Origin of the sequence: Paenibacillus sp. PSB04, from assembly GCF_025809195.1 — a bacterium.
Lineage (GTDB): Bacteria > Bacillota > Bacilli > Paenibacillales > Paenibacillaceae > Paenibacillus_AQ > Paenibacillus_AQ favisporus.
The window spans coordinates 3,922,988-3,938,406 of the sequence record NZ_CP081301.1 but is presented as its reverse complement, the minus strand read 5'-3'; the positions used below and the strand labels follow the sequence as shown (position 1 = coordinate 3,938,406).

19 protein-coding genes are annotated in these 15,419 nt (G+C 53.7%); 3 read left to right on the top strand and 16 right to left on the bottom strand.

Annotated elements, in window-relative coordinates; all coding sequences use genetic code 11:
• Window positions 1-116: 116 nt before the first annotated feature.
• The 14 genes from K2F33_RS18220 to K2F33_RS18155 all read right to left on the bottom strand — a co-directional run bounded on the left by K2F33_RS18220 (window position 117) and on the right by K2F33_RS18155 (window position 11,558).
• The gene (locus K2F33_RS18220) at window positions 117-1,820 is read right to left on the bottom strand and encodes a spore germination protein (RefSeq protein ID WP_412974005.1); all 1,704 of its coding nucleotides are present in this window, start codon (window positions 1,818-1,820) and stop codon (window positions 117-119) included.
• A 73-nt stretch (window positions 1,821-1,893) separates the two neighbouring features.
• Window positions 1,894-2,316: a stage V sporulation protein AB gene (locus K2F33_RS18215; protein WP_374954719.1), complete on the bottom strand. Its 423-nt coding sequence runs from the start codon at window positions 2,314-2,316 to the stop codon at window positions 1,894-1,896.
• Window positions 2,313-2,954 (bottom strand): stage V sporulation protein AA, encoded by a 642-nt coding sequence (locus K2F33_RS18210; RefSeq protein ID WP_145131936.1) that lies wholly within the window; start codon window positions 2,952-2,954, stop codon window positions 2,313-2,315. The genes K2F33_RS18215 and K2F33_RS18210 overlap by 4 nt, the downstream gene beginning before the upstream one ends.
• Window positions 2,955-3,075: 121 nt before the next feature.
• A complete protein-coding gene (gene sigF, locus K2F33_RS18205) occupies window positions 3,076-3,831 on the bottom strand; it encodes an RNA polymerase sporulation sigma factor SigF (RefSeq protein ID WP_089548075.1) in 756 nt (251 codons plus the stop codon).
• 11 nt (window positions 3,832-3,842) lie between these two features.
• The gene (spoIIAB, locus tag K2F33_RS18200; RefSeq protein ID WP_373309593.1) at window positions 3,843-4,286 is read right to left on the bottom strand and encodes an anti-sigma F factor; all 444 of its coding nucleotides are present in this window, start codon (window positions 4,284-4,286) and stop codon (window positions 3,843-3,845) included.
• Between the two features lie 14 nt (window positions 4,287-4,300).
• Window positions 4,301-4,654 (bottom strand): anti-sigma F factor antagonist, encoded by a 354-nt coding sequence (gene spoIIAA, locus K2F33_RS18195; RefSeq protein WP_076170047.1) that lies wholly within the window; start codon window positions 4,652-4,654, stop codon window positions 4,301-4,303.
• Window positions 4,655-4,745: 91 nt separating this feature from the next.
• Window positions 4,746-5,933 (bottom strand): D-alanyl-D-alanine carboxypeptidase family protein, encoded by a 1,188-nt coding sequence (locus K2F33_RS18190; protein WP_116229665.1) that lies wholly within the window; start codon window positions 5,931-5,933, stop codon window positions 4,746-4,748.
• A gap of 272 nt (window positions 5,934-6,205) precedes the next feature.
• Window positions 6,206-7,030 (bottom strand): purine-nucleoside phosphorylase, encoded by an 825-nt coding sequence (locus tag K2F33_RS18185; RefSeq protein ID WP_263878200.1) that lies wholly within the window; start codon window positions 7,028-7,030, stop codon window positions 6,206-6,208.
• A gap of 14 nt (window positions 7,031-7,044) precedes the next feature.
• On the bottom strand, window positions 7,045-7,959 hold the full coding sequence (gene xerD / locus K2F33_RS18180) for a site-specific tyrosine recombinase XerD (RefSeq protein ID WP_212967835.1): 915 nt from the start codon (window positions 7,957-7,959) through the stop codon (window positions 7,045-7,047).
• 93 nt (window positions 7,960-8,052) lie between these two features.
• Window positions 8,053-8,286, bottom strand: a complete 234-nt coding sequence (locus K2F33_RS18175; RefSeq protein ID WP_263878199.1) for a YqzK family protein — start codon at window positions 8,284-8,286, stop codon at window positions 8,053-8,055.
• 185 nt (window positions 8,287-8,471) lie between these two features.
• Window positions 8,472-8,939 (bottom strand): ferric iron uptake transcriptional regulator, encoded by a 468-nt coding sequence (locus K2F33_RS18170; protein WP_076170043.1) that lies wholly within the window; start codon window positions 8,937-8,939, stop codon window positions 8,472-8,474.
• 93 nt (window positions 8,940-9,032) lie between these two features.
• On the bottom strand, window positions 9,033-9,680 hold the full coding sequence (gene spoIIM, locus K2F33_RS18165) for a stage II sporulation protein M (protein WP_263878198.1): 648 nt from the start codon (window positions 9,678-9,680) through the stop codon (window positions 9,033-9,035).
• A 55-nt stretch (window positions 9,681-9,735) separates the two neighbouring features.
• Complete coding sequence (locus K2F33_RS18160) at window positions 9,736-10,977, bottom strand: endonuclease Q family protein (RefSeq protein ID WP_263878197.1); 1,242 nt, start codon at window positions 10,975-10,977, stop codon at window positions 9,736-9,738.
• Entirely contained in the window at window positions 10,974-11,558 is a 585-nt protein-coding gene (locus tag K2F33_RS18155) for an NUDIX domain-containing protein (RefSeq protein ID WP_263878196.1), read from the bottom strand. The genes K2F33_RS18160 and K2F33_RS18155 overlap by 4 nt, the downstream gene beginning before the upstream one ends.
• 125 nt (window positions 11,559-11,683) lie before the next feature.
• On the opposite strand from K2F33_RS18155, the gene mciZ reads away from it, so the two are divergent.
• Together mciZ and K2F33_RS18145 are read left to right on the top strand one after the other, a co-directional pair.
• Complete coding sequence (mciZ, locus tag K2F33_RS18150) at window positions 11,684-11,836, top strand: Z-ring formation inhibitor MciZ (RefSeq protein WP_076170040.1); 153 nt, start codon at window positions 11,684-11,686, stop codon at window positions 11,834-11,836.
• 158 nt (window positions 11,837-11,994) lie between these two features.
• The gene (locus K2F33_RS18145) at window positions 11,995-13,215 is read left to right on the top strand and encodes a tetratricopeptide repeat protein (RefSeq protein WP_263878195.1); all 1,221 of its coding nucleotides are present in this window, start codon (window positions 11,995-11,997) and stop codon (window positions 13,213-13,215) included.
• 133 nt (window positions 13,216-13,348) lie between these two features.
• Here the strand turns inward: K2F33_RS18145 and K2F33_RS18140 are convergent, their stop codons facing one another.
• On the bottom strand, window positions 13,349-14,473 hold the full coding sequence (locus K2F33_RS18140) for a tripeptidase T (RefSeq protein ID WP_263878194.1): 1,125 nt from the start codon (window positions 14,471-14,473) through the stop codon (window positions 13,349-13,351).
• Between the two features lie 96 nt (window positions 14,474-14,569).
• On the opposite strand from K2F33_RS18140, the gene prli42 reads away from it, so the two are divergent.
• Window positions 14,570-14,671 carry a stressosome-associated protein Prli42 gene (gene prli42, locus K2F33_RS18135; protein WP_076170037.1) on the top strand — a complete coding sequence of 34 codons (102 nt, stop codon included), beginning with the start codon at window positions 14,570-14,572 and terminating at the stop codon, window positions 14,669-14,671.
• Here the strand turns inward: prli42 and lipB are convergent.
• Window positions 14,657-15,376: a lipoyl(octanoyl) transferase LipB gene (gene lipB / locus K2F33_RS18130; RefSeq protein WP_263878193.1), complete on the bottom strand. Its 720-nt coding sequence runs from the start codon at window positions 15,374-15,376 to the stop codon at window positions 14,657-14,659. The genes prli42 and lipB overlap by 15 nt on opposite strands.
• Window positions 15,377-15,419: the final 43 nt, after the last annotated feature.

Genomic DNA, 15,419 nt, shown 5'->3' with positions numbered 1-15,419 from the left:
ATTATGCATCCCTTCGCTTTCCTTGGAAATGTAAATATTCCATGTGAACTTTTACATCAGTATACCAGACAAGGGAAGAGAATGAATGGATTTTTTTGCACAACATTTGTGTTTTCCTACGACTGTTCGCGGTTGTCCGGGTTCTTCGCCATCCGCGTATTATCCCTCGTTTTGTTGAAAGACGGCCTTTTCTTGCTCTCAAGCACCGGGAAGCGCAGCAGCACTTCAGACAGAGCCTTTGCATTAAACGGTATAAACGGCCATAGATAAGACGAGTTGTATGACCGGTGCAGCGTCAGCAGCAGGATCAATAGCGTCGTCCCGACAACGAATCCCTGCACTTTGAAAATGGCCACCGCGACCAGCAGCACAAGCCTCACCATCCGGTTCGCCAACCCCAGCTCATAGCTCGGCGTGGCGAACATGCCGATGGACGCTACGGCCATGTACAAGACGACCTCATTGACGAACAGGCCTGTTTTCACCGCGATATCCCCGACGAGGATCGCCGCGATGAGGCCCATGGCCGAAGCCAGCGGGGTCGGCGTATGCACAGCGGCCAATCGGAGGAGATCGACGCCGAACTCGACCAGCAGAAACTGGGCGATAAGCGGTATTTTGCCCGTATCGTGCGGCCCGATGAAATTTAATTCCGGAGGCTTCAGGTGCGGATCGATCACAAGCAGCATCCAGAGCGGAAGCAGAAACATGGAGGCGAAAATGCCCAGAAACCGGACCCACCTGAGGTAGGTCCCCATAAAAGCCGTCTGCCGGTTCTCTTCGGCATGCTGGCACAGATCGAAAAACGTAGTCGGCATGACCATCACGCTCGGCGAGGTGTCCACGAACACCACTACCCTGCCTTCCATGATATGCGAAGCGACCACGTCCGGTCTCTCCGAATATCTGACGAGCGGATACGGATGCCATCCCTTGTTGATGATCGCTTCCTCCAGCTGCTTGTCGCCTTGGGGAAGCCCGTCGATGTCGAGACTTTTGATTTTTTTCCGGATGGAGTCCACTTGAACCTTATCCACAATGTCGTCGATATAGGCAATACAGACGTCCGTCCGCGTCCGCCGCCCGACCTGCACAAGCTCGCTTTTGAATCCGGGGTCGCGGATCCGCCGCCGCACGAGGGCGATGTTGGTAAGCAGCGTTTCGGTGAACCCGTCGCGCGCGCCCCGCACCACCCGTTCAATGCTAGGTTCTTCGGGACTACGGACCGGATAATTCCGGGTATCTAAAATGATGCACGCCTGTTCTCCCTCGATGAATAGTGCGGACATCCCCATCAGTACTTTATTGACTGCCGCGCTGAGCTTGTCAACAATCTCGACCTGAATATGCGGGATGTAAAATTCAAAAAAGGACTTAAGCGCATCCGAAGTAAGCTGGTCGGCGGACAAATAGGTAAGCCGCTTCAGTATTTCCAGCATGATGTTGTCTTTGGCAAAGCCGTTAATGAAGAACAATCCCGTGTTCTGGCCGGCGAGGGTCATTTCACGAAACACGATGTCAAAGGATGAACCCAGACCCACCACTTCCTTGAGCGTGTTTTTGGTCGTCTCCAGGCTTTCCGGGATGACATCCTTATCCTGCCAATAGATGATGGATTCCTCGACGGTGTCGGACCTTTCCTGGTCGCGTTTTTCCTGCATCCGCTTATCTTCTCCGCCGTCACCCGCTGCCCTATGCTCATCCTCAGCCTGTTCTTCGCCGCCTTCACGCCGGCCCGCCGTCCTCCGGGGCTCCTTCCCCTCCTCCGATTGATGAGAAGCGTCTTCCTTCTTCTCTTTCGATTCGTCCCCATACTGCATGATCATCGCAATACCCGCAGGGTCCTCTACGTTGATTTCCTGATCCTTGTCATCTCTCACGAAGCGTTCCTCCTTACTTTCTGTAAACAAACCAGTCAAACAGGGAACCCGCCACTTTTCCCGTGACCATCGCCATCAAAAAACCGAACAGGTAGCGGGTCATCTGCAGCCTTTTAGCTAAAATGGGCAGCACGTTAAGCACCTCGGTGAGCGCGGCGGCCAGCATACCGACGAATATCCCGTTAAACAGCCCGATCAAGAGGCTGGCCAGCGGTCCCAAGGATAGTTTCCAGTTCCAAAAGTCGAATACGGTCCCGACCAGCGATCCCGTTACCATCGCCCCTTCGTACCAGTGAACCCGGTTATAGGATGAAGTCAGCTGAGCCAGCCTTGGAATCATGTCGAGGACGATGAACAGCGCAATAACGCCGCCGCCAACCGCAATTCCCCCGGCAATCCCGAGCAGTATTTGGATGATCCAGCCGACCAGAATCAAGACGAATCCCCCTGACGGCTCGCAGTTTTCATCCGTTTATATTCCTCGGCAACGACGTACTGGTCGATATTTTCCTGGTACAGAAACATTTCCACTTCCAGCGGGGTCGGCTCCTCGTTCCACTTCTTTTTGAATAAATGGTTGAAGAAAACGACCATGCCAAACCCGATGCCGAAGGAATATGCCGTCTGGAACAAGTAGGGATGCTCGTCCCGGCGGCCGGTCACCATTTCCACCGTACGGATTTGCACCTCCTGCATGTTCACGTCCGCATGGAAATTCATGATCGTCAGCGCTGACCCGAAGAAAAGGAGGAGCCAGACGATGATAAATAGGATCAGTGACGGTTTCTTCTCCTTTTTTACCACTTCCACCAGGGAGTGCTTGTTCCCCATCGACTCAATGCGGACGCCCGGAATGAGCTCCTGGATCTTCGGTATGATGTGCATCATGTCAATTAACAACAAATTTCCATCCCACTTATGGGGATGAACCAGCTCCAGGCTGCGGAGCGAAGATTCCCACTCGGGGTCGCATAAAATCCGGGCGATGTGGCCGAGGGTCACGACCCTTCCATGGGAAATCGGTACGCGGCTGCGCAGCTGCAGGTAGACCGTAGGCAATCCGTGATCAGACATCCAATCACTCCTTTTGCTGCTGAATTACCGTTAGTATAGGAAAAAGGTCTACTTTCTAGTCCGATTTGCATCGCTGCCCAAAAAAAGGAACCGCCTTCCCATACGGAAGACGGTTCCTTGTTCACTGGGCAATCTGATCGCGGATCAGCTGCAGTATTTTTTTCTCGAGGCGCGAAACCTGTACCTGGGATATCCCGAGCCGGGTGGCTACCTCCGATTGGGTCTGGTCGCGGTAGTACCTTAAATAGACGATCAGCTTTTCCCGCTCCGACAGGCCATCGATTGCTTCGTTCAGCGCCAGTTTATCAAACCAGCGTTCCTGGGATTCGTCGGCGATCTGGTCCATTAGCGTAATGGGATCCCCGTCATTTTCGAACACGGTCTCGTGGATCGAGGTCGGCGGCTTGTTGGCCTCTTGGGCGAACACAACTTCCTCCGGCGTTACCCCAAGCTCCTCGGCCACTTCCTTGACGGTCGGCAGCCGGTCCAGGTGCTTCGACAGCTCGTCCCTTTTCTTGCGTACCTTGTTGGCCATTTCCTTCAGCGACCGGCTGACCTTCAGCGTTCCGTCATCGCGGAGAAAGCGCTGGATCTCGCCGATAATCATCGGAACAGCATAGGTGGAAAACTTGACGTCATAGCTTAAATCGAATTTGTCGACCGATTTCAGCAGGCCGATGCATCCGATCTGGAACAGATCCTCGGGTTCGTACCCCCGGTTCATAAACCTTTGCACGACAGACCAGACGAGGCGGATATTGCAGTTTACCAGCGTATCGCGGGCCAAGCTGTCCCCGGTCTGGCTGAGTGCGATCAGACGTTTGACTTCGGCATCATCCAAATAAGTCTGCGAACCTTTCTTCACATCAGCATCCATGCGCCCAACCCCTAATTATACAAAGCTTTCTTAGATTCGATCCTCTTCTTCATCTTGATTGATGTTCCGGAACCGGGCTCGCTGGATACCTCGAATTCATCCATAAAGTTCTCCATGATCGTAAAGCCCATGCCCGACCGTTCCAGCTCCGGTTTCGACGTATACAGGGGCTGCTTGGCAAGCTCCAGGTCTTCGATGCCTCTTCCCCGATCCTCCACGGTCAGCGTGACGGTATCTCCCACAATTTCCGCAGTGATCGTGACGATCCCCTCGGGATCGCTGTCGTACCCGTGAATGATGCTGTTGGTCACCGCTTCGGAAACGACCGTCTTCAGGTCGCTCAGCTCATCCATGGTCGGGTCCAGCTGTGAGATGAAGGCGGCCACCGTCACACGAGCGAACGATTCGTTTTCCGACTTGGCTGCGAATTGGAGCGTCATGAAATTGCGTTCCATGGCCTTTTCTTTACTCATGACACGACCTCCAGACCCGAGAGCGCATGACCCTCGTTATCGTAAATGGGCATAATTTTGAACAAGCCGGACATATCGAGCAGCCGGTAGACGGTAGGATTGACGTCGCACACCGCCATTTTGCCGCCCTTGGCCTTGATCAGCTTATACCTTCCGAGGATCACACCCAGGCCTGAGCTGTCCATGAACTGTAAATTTTTCAGGCTGAGCACCAGATGGTCTGTCAGTCCGCGCTGGATCGTCTCATCCATTTTCATGCGGACATGGTCAGCCGTATGGTGATCGAGCTCTCCCGATAAGCGCACAATCAAGATGTTGCGGTGATGCTCCATTTCCACTTGCAGATTCACGTTTGCTCACTCTCCTCCCTGTCATGAACAACGATTTCTACGGAGTAAAACCGGATTCCTGCATCACGACAAAACTAGAAGAAAACCGCTATCAATCTACAAGAAACAATTTTGATGTCGTCCGTTTAAACAGCTTCCACCATCCGGCCTTGCCCACCGTCTCCGGCGACTTCAGCTCGAATTCCTTCAGCACCTTGCCGCCTTCATAGACGACCAGTTTACCGAGAACCTGTCCCTGCTGGACCGGTGCCTTGATCTCCTTCGGAACGACCATTTCGTGGCGGATGTCCGCTGCCTTGGCGTTTTTCTTTGTCAGAACGCTGTAGGTTTGTCCGGCTTTCAAAGTCAGTTCCTTCGTATTGCCCTTGTTCACCTTCACCGTACCCATCACGTCACCCGGATTGAAAATGGTATGCGTGCTGTACTGGGCAAACATATAGTCGAACATTTTGGACACTTCTTCGTTCCGTGTCTTGGTGTTAGGCTCGCCCAGCACCACGGCGATCGCTCTCAGGTTGCCGTTCTTGGCCGTAGCTGAGAGGCAGAACTTCGCCTCGGAGGTATACCCCGTTTTGAGGCCGTCGGCCCCAGTATAGAAGCGGACCAGCTTGTTCGTATTCACGAGCCAGAAGGGCTTTTCGGAATCTTTCCGTAAATAATCCTGATAGGAACCGGTGTATTTCGTAATTTCCGAATGCTTCAACAGTTCACGGCTGATCACCGCGATATCGTGCGCCGAAGAGTAATGGTTCTCGGCAGGAAGCCCGTTACAGTTCACGAAATGGGTATCCTTCAGCCCCAGCTCCTGTGCCTTGTCGTTCATCATTTGGACAAAGGCCTGCTCCGTGCCGGCGATTTTTTCGGCCATCGCCACTGAGGCATCGTTGCCGGATGCCATTGCGATGCCCTTGAGCATTTCGTTGACCGTCATCTCTTCACCCGGCTCAAGGAATATTTGTGAACCGCCCATCGATGCCGCATATTCGCTCGTCCGGACCATATCGGTCATTTTCAGCTTGCCCTCGTCGATGGCCTCCATGGTCAGCAGCATGGTCATAATTTTCGTAATGCTTGCCGGCGGAAGTTTATCATGGCTGTTCTTCTCATAAATGACCGTTCCCGTATCCGCATCCATAAGGATGGCTGACCTAGCATTCGCCGCCAGCTCCACGCCCGGAGCCTGACCGCCTTTTGGCGCTTCTTCGGCATACCCCAGATAAGGCAGCGCCACCGTGGACAGCCCGAAGGACAGCGCGAGCGCCAGTATCGTTTTTTTCAAAATAAGTCCCCTCCTGACCTATTGTATAGATTGAACTAAAGCTTTTTCATTGAACTTCCTGTTATTAAGGCCTGATATGGCCTATAACTTTCATTTCTTTAGTTCATGTCTATATGGTTCAATTGAAATGGTTACTGTCTTTCAGTTTCGTCAGGATCACAGGAAAATATTCCATGCCAGGGGCGGCTTACGCCGAATTATTTTTGAAAAATGCAAAAGCCCCCGCAGGATCACTCCTGCGGGGGCTGCTTTGAATAAAGTTACCATGCATATTACATATGAGGGATGACCGCAAGCACCAGGCCGAGGAACTTCTCGCGGACTCTCTCGGTCGTTTCCATAACCTCTTCATGGGACAAAGGCTGGTCCAGAATGCCCGCCGCCATGTTGCTGATGCAGGAAATGCCGAGCACTTCCAGGCCGGCGTGCCGGGCCACGATCGTCTCCGAAACCGTCGACATGCCGACAGCGTCTGCACCGAGCGTACGCAGCATACGGATTTCGGCCGGCGTTTCGTAGGTCGGTCCAAGCAGACCGGCATATACGCCTTCGCGAATCGGAATGTTCTTCGACGCGGCCGTGTCCTTCAACAGCTGGCGGAGCCGCCGGCTGTACGCCTCGGACATATCGGGGAAGCGGACGCCAAGCTCTGGGTCGTTCGCGCCGATGAGCGGATTCCGGCCGGTCAGGTTCAGATGGTCGGTCAGGACCATCAGGTCTCCCGGCTCGAAAGCCGTGTTGATTCCGCCGGCCGCATTGGTCACCAGCAGGCTCTTCACGCCGAGCTCTTTCATGACCCTTACCGGGAAAGCCGTCACTTCCGGTCCGTAACCCTCATACATGTGGAAGCGTCCCTTCATTAAGACGACACTTCGTCCTTCAATCGTACCGAGCAGAAGCTCTCCCGCATGGCCTTCCACCGTCGACACCGGAAAATGAGGGATATCCTCGTAGGCAATGGATATGCCGTCCTGGATCAGGTCAGCCAGTATTCCGAGACCGGAACCGAGTATGAGGCCCACTTCCGGTTGAACGCCTCCCTTGCTCTGGATAAAGGCGGCTGCCTCTTGAATTTGCTTCAGCTGTGTCGTTGACATGCGTATAATCTCTCCTAATCGGTATTGGAATGATCCCGTCCACGGGGATGATGCTCTTCATAAACGTCCTTCATCGTTCTTTTCGTACTTGTGGTGTACATCTGAGTCGTCGCCATATCGGCATGCCCCAGCATCTCCTGTACGGAGCGCAGATCGGCTCCGTTCTCCAGCAGGTGCGCGGCAAATGAATGCCTGAGCGTATGCGGCGTAATCTCGCCTTCAATCTCCGCATCGGCGGCGTATTTTTTCAACACCTTCCAGAATCCTTGGCGCGTCAGGCGGCTGCCGGTCAGGTTCAGAAACAGGGCTCTGTCATCCGAGGAGGTTTCCCGTACGAGCGGATCCCGCATTCCGGTTATATACTCCTTGACCGCCCCGGCCGAAATCCCATTGATCGGAAGCACCCGTTCCTTGCCTGCGCTGCTTGTGCAGCGGAGGAAATGCATGTCCAAATTGACATCGTCCACATTCAGGGAGATGAGCTCCGATACTTTCAAACCGGTACCGTAGAGCAGTTCTAGCATAGCTTTGTCCCGAAGCCCCTGCGGTGCGGAAACATCGGGGGCTTCCAGCAGCCGGTTCACTTCCCCGATGGACAAAACTCTTGGAGGCTTCTTCTCCAGCCGGGGAGCGTCGAGTCCAAGACTCGGATCCTGCCGGATGACGGATTCCCGGATCAAATAATGAATAAAAGACCGTACGGAAACCAGCTTGCGGGCGAGCGTCGCCGGGGCCATGCGCTCCTGCTTCTTCAGGTTCAAATACATTTGGATATGCGTCCGTTTGACCTGATCCGCCGAGTTCAGCCCCCGTTCCTCTACAAATTCCACAAACTGACGGACATCACGGGTGTACGATTCAAGTGTGTTACTGGACAGCCCTTTCTCCTCACGGATGTACCGAATGAAGGGCTGTACATACTGCATCATGTTGTGAAACAGCTCCTTCGGGTTCATTTTGGATTGACGTATCTTCGTCCTGTTCTACTTCGACAGCAGGGCGGACGTCCCCTGCCGGAGGCATTATTCACCGTACCAAAAATAAAAACGGAGCCTGTCCCCCATCCGCTCACCACCCTGCTTCCCGTCACCGGACTGGAACGCCTTGACGGCATGACCCTCCGGAATGCGGTAATGGTCCACCGGCGTGATCCATGCGGTGAACAGGGTCAGCACATGGTAGAACATATAGGCCAAAGAAACGAACACGATCAGAAACTTTAGCACGGACAGCCATTTTCGCAGCGGAATGATCATCCCGGAAGCACCTCACATTCTTGAAGGAGACGCCTCTCCTTCCCGTTCATCCTTGCTATATCCAGCATATGAACGTTTGTCCTTATGTATGCCCCAGGACGCCCCGACCAAAAAAGCCCCCTTCCGGCAGCATGCCGGGCAGAGAGCTTTGATCGTCAAGATCATATTATAAAATCGTTGTATGATTACTTGTCATCGCTGCCGCCGTTGTCTTCCTTCGCCTTACAGCGGTAGCATACCCCGTGGAAATCAAGACGGTGGTCCGAGACGGTGAAATTGAATTCCCGTTCAACCCGCTCTTCCAGCGGTCCAAGCCAGTCCTCGCGGATCTCATCCATGCTCCCGCATTTCACGCAGATCATATGATGATGGTGATGCTTGGCCGTATCGGTGCGTAGATCGTATCTGGCTACACCGTCTCCAAAGTTGATCTTCTCGACGACATGCAGCTCGCTCAACAGCTCCAAGGTACGGTACACGGTTGCCAGACCGATTTCGGGAGCCTTTTCTTTCACAAGCATAAATACGTCTTCCGCACTCAGATGGTCTTCTTCATTCTCCAATAGTACTCTGAGGGTAGCTTCCCGCTGGGGTGTCAGCTTATAGCCCTGGGATTGTAATTGTTGTTTGATTTTATCGATCCGTGCTTCCATTGTCTCCCTCCCCACAGGAAAATCTCTGCACCTATCTATAACCGCTTCTCTCATTATATGGGGAGTTGCCAAACAAAGTCAAACGCTTTTGCCTCACATGCCGGTGATGGCCGGAGCGTGGATCAGCATGGGCGTCACCCATCTCATCATCGTGGGAGTCACCCAGGTTTCAAAAGAGGAGATGCCGAGCATGATCAGGCCCATGACGAGCGTCATCCCGACATACGATGCAAATGGGCGGGTAATGTTGCCCGGGCGCTGGAGCATCACCCGGTTTTTAATATGAAGCGAAAAGGCGATCGCCGATACGCTGCAAACGATCAGCACCGGAATGATAAGCAGGTTCGGCGGAGCCACCGACACCAGCGCAAACAGCAGACCGTGCCACGAAAACTGGCCAACCAGGTAGCCAACCGTAAAGCCGACCAGAACGCCTTTCAAAAAATCGAGGATCAGAATGCCCGGCAGGCCGATGACCGACAGGCCGAGAATCCAAATCAGCCCAACCCATTTCAAATGCAGCCCGGCGATGTCCCAGTAGGAGTGCGCAGGCTGTCCGGCCTCCGCTCCCTGATTAACGGTTACGAAAAAATTGCCCAAATACCGTCCCAAGTCCTGCTGCTGTTCAAGGGAAAGAGCATTGACCATGAGCGCGCCGAAGATAACTCCAACCAGAAACAGTACGGCGACAAAAATATACAGGATGTTTTGTTCTTTCAGGGCATGGCGGAAAGCTCGCATGCAGTTTCTCCCCTTTCCATTCGCATACCCTTACTGTATGAAAGCAAGTCCCAAACTATGTCTTGGACACGGACGCCCCTTCCACTTTCCCGTAAGTTCCCCCTCCGCCCGAGGTCAGCTTCAGGGTACCGTTTCTGGCCATGACGATCATCCGCGCCAAATCGGTGCCCACGACCTCGGCAATTTCTGCTTCAGCCGCATGGTGGAGAATCGACATTTCTGTACCGAACCGCTCCAGCAGCTGCTTCATTTTGGCCTTGCCGAGACCCGGAATGAACTCAAGCGGGACTTGGTAATGATATGCCGGCCGGAAGGCAGGCATGTACGGCTCCTTGCGGTCGGCGATATCGAGGATCCGGTCGAGCACCCCCTGTACCCGCTTGGTGCTGCCGCAGAACGGGCAGCCTGCGCCCCCATGTTCGATGTCCAACACGCGGCTGCAGCCATGGCAATAGGTACGGTGGTACTTGCCCAGACGCGGATTGAGGCCGTAGTTCCCTGTCACGCACCTGCCGTCCGCCCTCTCCAGCGCCTTGCGGAATTCGGCAAAGTTAGGCTCCGCCAAACGGATCCGGTTGTATTCGCGGGCGATTTTACCCAGGGAATGGGCATCGGAGTTGGTTACAAACGTATACGGATCGAGCTCCGAAATCAGTCCGGCCATCTCCGAATCGGAGCTCAGCCCAAGCTCGATTCCGCTCACAAGCCCCGGGTCGAGCACTTGCTCCATTCGCGGCGTCATGCTGCCATACAAGCCTTTATGCGGAGTGAACACGTGGGCGGGAATCATGATGCCTCCCATGTCGTATACCTTGGCCTGCAGCTCCCGTCCCGAAACATAAATGCGCTGTGAGCTGAGGTTTACGTTTTTCATATGTCCCGACATCCAGGCCGTAAAGCGCTGCATCGTCGGCAGGTCCGCAAAATAAACGAGTAAATGCGCAGCGCCCTTACCCTGTTCATAGATTTCAATTTCGGAACCAAGAAGAATCGTGGTTCCCCGGTAGGCGATCCCGCCGCCCTGAACTTCGTTCATTTCACCGGATTCCAGGCAGTCGATGATGTCCTTCTGGACGACCGGCGAGTGGCAGTCGATAATGCCCACCAGCTCGATCCCTTTGCGCTCCGACGCTTCCTTGGCGATGTTCGCGAACGTCAGGTTGGAGCTGCCGCTGATTTTGACCGCATGCCCGTCGTTCGTCCTGCCGATATGGATGTGCAGATCCGCAAAGTATTCGCTTAAAATATCCGACTCGTATGCAAGCTCTTGGTGACTGACACGTTCCGGACGGCTCATACGCGGAATTCACCCGTCAGCTTGTTCAACTTCCAGGCGTACACCGCCATAAGTGTCTTGGCGTCGCTGATCCGGCCTTGCGAAATCGCCTCAAGCGCCTCTTCCATCGTCAATTCCAGCAGCTCCACGAACTCGTCTTCGTCCGGCGCCGCTTCGCCCTCTTGAAGATCATGAGCCACGTAGAGGTGGATCACCTCATCGGCAAACCCGGGAGAGGTATAGAAGGAGTGAAGCAGCTCCAGGCGGCCGCATATATACCCCGTTTCCTCCACAAGCTCGCGCTTTGCCGCTTCCATCGGGTCCTCCCCTGGCTCGAGCTTCCCTGCCGGGATTTCAAGCTCGCACCGTCCCATGGGCTGGCGATACTGGTCGACCAGAATGATCCGGTCCTCCTTGATGGCCAGAACAGCTACCGCACCGGGGTGACGGATGATTTCCCGTGTAGCCGTCTTGCCGTCGGGAAGCCGGACCTTGTCAATCTGCAAAGATACGACCTTTCCCTGAAAAATAGATTCGGTGGACAGGGTCTCTTCCTCGAGATGTTTGGACGGTTTCTTCATATGTGGCAAAGACTCTTTCATTCTATGATCCTCCTTATAGTACGTTCTCAACAACCTCTTATATTTAAAACCTAGCATTTTTGGCCATGCTGACACATATGGTCTTATTATAACAAACTTCACCCCAAGGAAAGAGGGATCCCTTCATGAAAAGTTACCGTACAGCGAACTCGGTCCATATGGTAGGACGGGCCTGGCAGATTAAAATCATGCTCCGCCAATTGCAAAAGGAATGGAACCCTGACACGCCGCTGCAGCATATTTTGCAATCGCTCGCGTCCTCCCGGCGGGATCATTAAGGGACGGATGAATCTTTGTCCATTAATATCCCCCGAAATCTCCAGGTTTTTCGGATATGATCTGAAAACGATAAGCGATTTAACTTTTTAAACATTTTTTTAGCATTCCCACCAACTATTCACTCACCAGGTTGTTCTATATATTGGAGGGTACAATTATGACCAAAGATGAATTGATGACGCTGCTGCAAGCCTACCCGAATTCCCCGTCCCTGCATTTTAAGCTGGGATTATGGTATAAATCGCGCGGACACAACAGTGAGGCGATGACGCACATTCGGACGGCTCTGACGCATGCACATGATGACTCCGGAAGTTTGCCCCATGCTGAAAGCTTTGACGAAGCGCAGGGATGGCTCGAGTACGGAAGGCTCTTATATGCATGCAGCCGTACCGAAGATGCCGAAGAAGCTTTCCGCCGGGCGATCAATCTCGGACAGCATCATCGGAAAACGCTCGCGGAATGGGGAGCACTGCTCTACGACGCAGGAAAAACAGATGCGGAAATATGCCGGCGTCTTCTGGAAATGGTCCCGCTCTCAGACACGACCGAACTGCAGGTCGGCCAAACGCTGGCGGATCTGGGCGCGTACGAGGAAGCCTTTGGCATCCTAAGCCGTTATACGAATGACGTACGGTTCAATGAATCTCTTCAACTCGTTTATATTTTGTGCCTTATTCACACCCATCAATTCAAGGAAGCGCAAGCGCGGCTGACGCAGCGCACGATGGATCCGGACAAGGTCGTGGTCAAATCAGCTTCCCATTCTGTTACCGCATCCCATGCGGCGTATTTGTGCTGCCGTGCGCTTCAGGAGGGCCGGGGTTTGCCTGAATTGTCCAGGTTTAACCGGCTGGAAACAGCCAAGTCCGCGATTGTGCTCGGCATGGTGGACATTGGGATGTCCCTTCTGCCCGAACCCTCGTTCCATGAATCCAGCGAATTGATTTATACCCTTTACCGGGAGGGCTACGTGGGACAGGCCAAAACGCTCCTGAACAAACTGGAGGGAATTCCGACGCACGACAGAAGCCAGAGCTCGCTCGATCTTTGCTTTATCGCTGCTGAAATGCTGTACGATCAAGGTGACTTCGCCAAAGCAGCCGAGCTGTTCGAGTCGATTTATGCAACGGATTCGTCCCACTCCTTGTCACGGTTTGCGGCAGCCTCCTGCTTCCTGGAGGAGACCCGTACCTCTTTGGATCACAGACAGGAACGTCAAGTGATCGGAAGTGATCTGTATTTTCAAATTGACGAATATTTGACGAATATCACTCTGGCCCTGCAAATTATCCAATCCACCAGCTGGCATACGGTATGGACCCCGGCACAGCGCAGAAATCATCCTGCCGCGGATCGCCGGCGTTATGTTCACTAACCTGTGAGCCTATCCGTTGTCGTTGGCCTGTGAAGAAGGATGAGCCCAGCAAAAAAGCTGTTCCAGCGCGGTTTGCCGCATGCATGGAACAGCCTGTTTGTGCAGGTTTATTCTGCTGTATAGGGTTAAAGCTTTATTTGACGGTTTCCTGAATGATGCTGAGCACCATTTCGGCAGCTTTGACCATATCCTCCGCGCGGATCCGTTCCTTCGTCGTATGTATGTCCTCATAGCCGATGGCCAGATTCACCGTAGGAACTCCAAGCCCGTTGAAAATGTTGGCGTCGCTGCCGCCGCCCGAACGGAACACTCTTCCGCTCATTCCAAGGCGCTCAATTGCACGTTTGGCCAGGCTCACCACAGGATCGTTTTCGTTGAAATTAAACGCGGGATACACGATTTCGCTCCGGAACTCACACTGGGCGCCGAACTCGCGGACGGTCGTTTCTAGCGCTTCCCGCATGTGGGCGATCTGCTGATCGACCTTTTCCTGAACGATGCTTCGCGCTTCCGCATCAAGCTGGACAAAATCGCACACCACATTGGTCGCTCCACCGCCGGAAAATTTACCGATGTTGGCTGTTGTCTCTTGGTCGAGCCGGCCCAGCTTCATTCGCGACACCGCTTTGGAGGCGACCTGAATGGCGCTGATTCCGTCTTCCGGATTCACGCCGGCATGCGCCGATTTGCCAAAAATCTTCATTTGGATTTTAGCCTGGGTTGGTGCCGCAACGGCAATCGATCCGACCTCTCCATTGGAATCGAGAGCAAATCCAAGCTCGGCATCCAAATGCTGCGGATCCATCGAACGTGCTCCCAGCAATCCGGACTCCTCACCGACAGTAATCACGAATTGGATCTGTCCATGGGGAAGCTGCTGCTCCTGGATAACGCGGATCGTCTCAAGCAGCACCGCCAGGCCCGCTTTATCGTCCGACCCCAGAATCGTCGTCCCGTCACTGCGGATCCAACCGTCTTCTCCCAGGATTGGCTTGATCCCTTTACCTGGGGTTACGGTATCCATGTGGCAGGTGAACAATAGCTTCGGGGCTTCCGCGCCGCCTTCCCCCTTCCAGGTCACGATCAGGTTGCCGGCGCCATGTCCGGTTTTAGCCTGGGAGTCGTCTTCAACGACCTCCAGTCCAAGCTGAGTAAATTTTTGCTTGAGCAGCGCGGCGATCTCCGCTTCATGGCCTGTTTCGCTGTCCACCTGAACCAATTCCATAAACTCCTGTATCAAACGGTCTTGTTTAATCAATGGACTTTCCTCTCCTTCGGCGTTAAGTTACAATAGTACATAGGTTGTCCCGGCTCGACATCGAGCCTTCATTAATGATGAATAAAGGAGCTATTTATGCAACGAAAAAAATGGTTTCGCGTTTTTGTATACCTCATGCTCATTGCCATGGTCGGATCCGTCGTGTTTGGGCTCGTCGAGTCCTTAATGGCCCGCTGATTTCAGCGGGCTTTCCTCTGCCCCGTGGGCTGAAACGGCCTCAAATCCGAATACCTCGGTAAAGAACGGAACAATCTCCTTTGCCACCTGCTCGACCGCGATCGGCTTTCCAATGCAGTCCTCAAGCGACGTGACGCCATACTCCTGAATTCCGCACGGTATAATTCCCTGAAAGCCTTCGTTTTGAATGCCGGACGTTATGTTGAAGGCAAACCCGTGGCTGGTCACGAACCCTCTTTGGTGTTTGCACTTGTTGAATTTGACCCCGATCGCGCAAATTTTCAGATCGCCTACCCAGACCCCCGTATATTCGGGCTTGCGGCCTGCCTCGATCCCGTAATGCGCAAGGTAATTGATAATGACCTGCTCCAGATTGCGCAAATAGCCGTGCAGATCCAGTCCTTCCTTGCCCGCCAGCAGCAGCAGCGGATACCCGACCAGCTGCCCCGGACCGTGATAGGTAATGTCGCCGCCGCGGTCGATTTCAAACAGCCCGATGCCCTGCTGCTCCAGCTGATCCTTGCTGAGCAAGAGATGCTCCGGGTGCCGCTGCGATCCGATCGTATACGTCGGTGGATGCTGCAAGAGCAGCAGGGTTTCCTGCTGCTCTCCAAGGTCTATGCGGCTGACGATGCTTTTCTGCAAATCCCAGGCCGCACCATAATCCATCATCGGCGTATAGGATACTTCAAGTTTGGTTGTCATGACTGCTTCACGCCCTTTCAGATGATGACCAAGCTTTCGTAGA

Bases quoted from the DNA above. Each gene is read 5' to 3' on its own strand.
- xerD (WP_212967835.1), bottom strand. From the start codon at position 7,959: ATGATGCAGTATGTACAGCCCTTCATTCGGTACATCCGTGAGGAGAAA.
- K2F33_RS18185 (WP_263878200.1), bottom strand. From the start codon at position 7,030: ATGTCAACGACACAGCTGAAGCAAATTCAAGAGGCAGCCGCCTTTATC.
- lipB (WP_263878193.1), bottom strand. From the start codon at position 15,376: ATGACAACCAAACTTGAAGTATCCTATACGCCGATGATGGATTATGGT.
- spoIIM (WP_263878198.1), bottom strand. From the start codon at position 9,680: ATGCGAGCTTTCCGCCATGCCCTGAAAGAACAAAACATCCTGTATATT.
- mciZ (WP_076170040.1), top strand. From the start codon at position 11,684: ATGAAAAGTTACCGTACAGCGAACTCGGTCCATATGGTAGGACGGGCC.
- K2F33_RS18220 (WP_412974005.1), bottom strand. From the start codon at position 1,820: ATGCAGTATGGGGACGAATCGAAAGAGAAGAAGGAAGACGCTTCTCAT.
- spoIIAB (WP_373309593.1), bottom strand. From the start codon at position 4,286: ATGGAACGCAATTTCATGACGCTCCAATTCGCAGCCAAGTCGGAAAAC.
- K2F33_RS18160 (WP_263878197.1), bottom strand. From the start codon at position 10,977: ATGAGCCGTCCGGAACGTGTCAGTCACCAAGAGCTTGCATACGAGTCG.
- K2F33_RS18175 (WP_263878199.1), bottom strand. From the start codon at position 8,286: ATGATCATTCCGCTGCGAAAATGGCTGTCCGTGCTAAAGTTTCTGATC.
- K2F33_RS18210 (WP_145131936.1), bottom strand. From the start codon at position 2,954: ATGTCTGATCACGGATTGCCTACGGTCTACCTGCAGCTGCGCAGCCGC.
- prli42 (WP_076170037.1), top strand. From the start codon at position 14,570: ATGCAACGAAAAAAATGGTTTCGCGTTTTTGTATACCTCATGCTCATT.
- K2F33_RS18155 (WP_263878196.1), bottom strand. From the start codon at position 11,558: ATGAAAGAGTCTTTGCCACATATGAAGAAACCGTCCAAACATCTCGAG.
- K2F33_RS18145 (WP_263878195.1), top strand. From the start codon at position 11,995: ATGACCAAAGATGAATTGATGACGCTGCTGCAAGCCTACCCGAATTCC.
- K2F33_RS18170 (WP_076170043.1), bottom strand. From the start codon at position 8,939: ATGGAAGCACGGATCGATAAAATCAAACAACAATTACAATCCCAGGGC.
- sigF (WP_089548075.1), bottom strand. From the start codon at position 3,831: ATGGATGCTGATGTGAAGAAAGGTTCGCAGACTTATTTGGATGATGCC.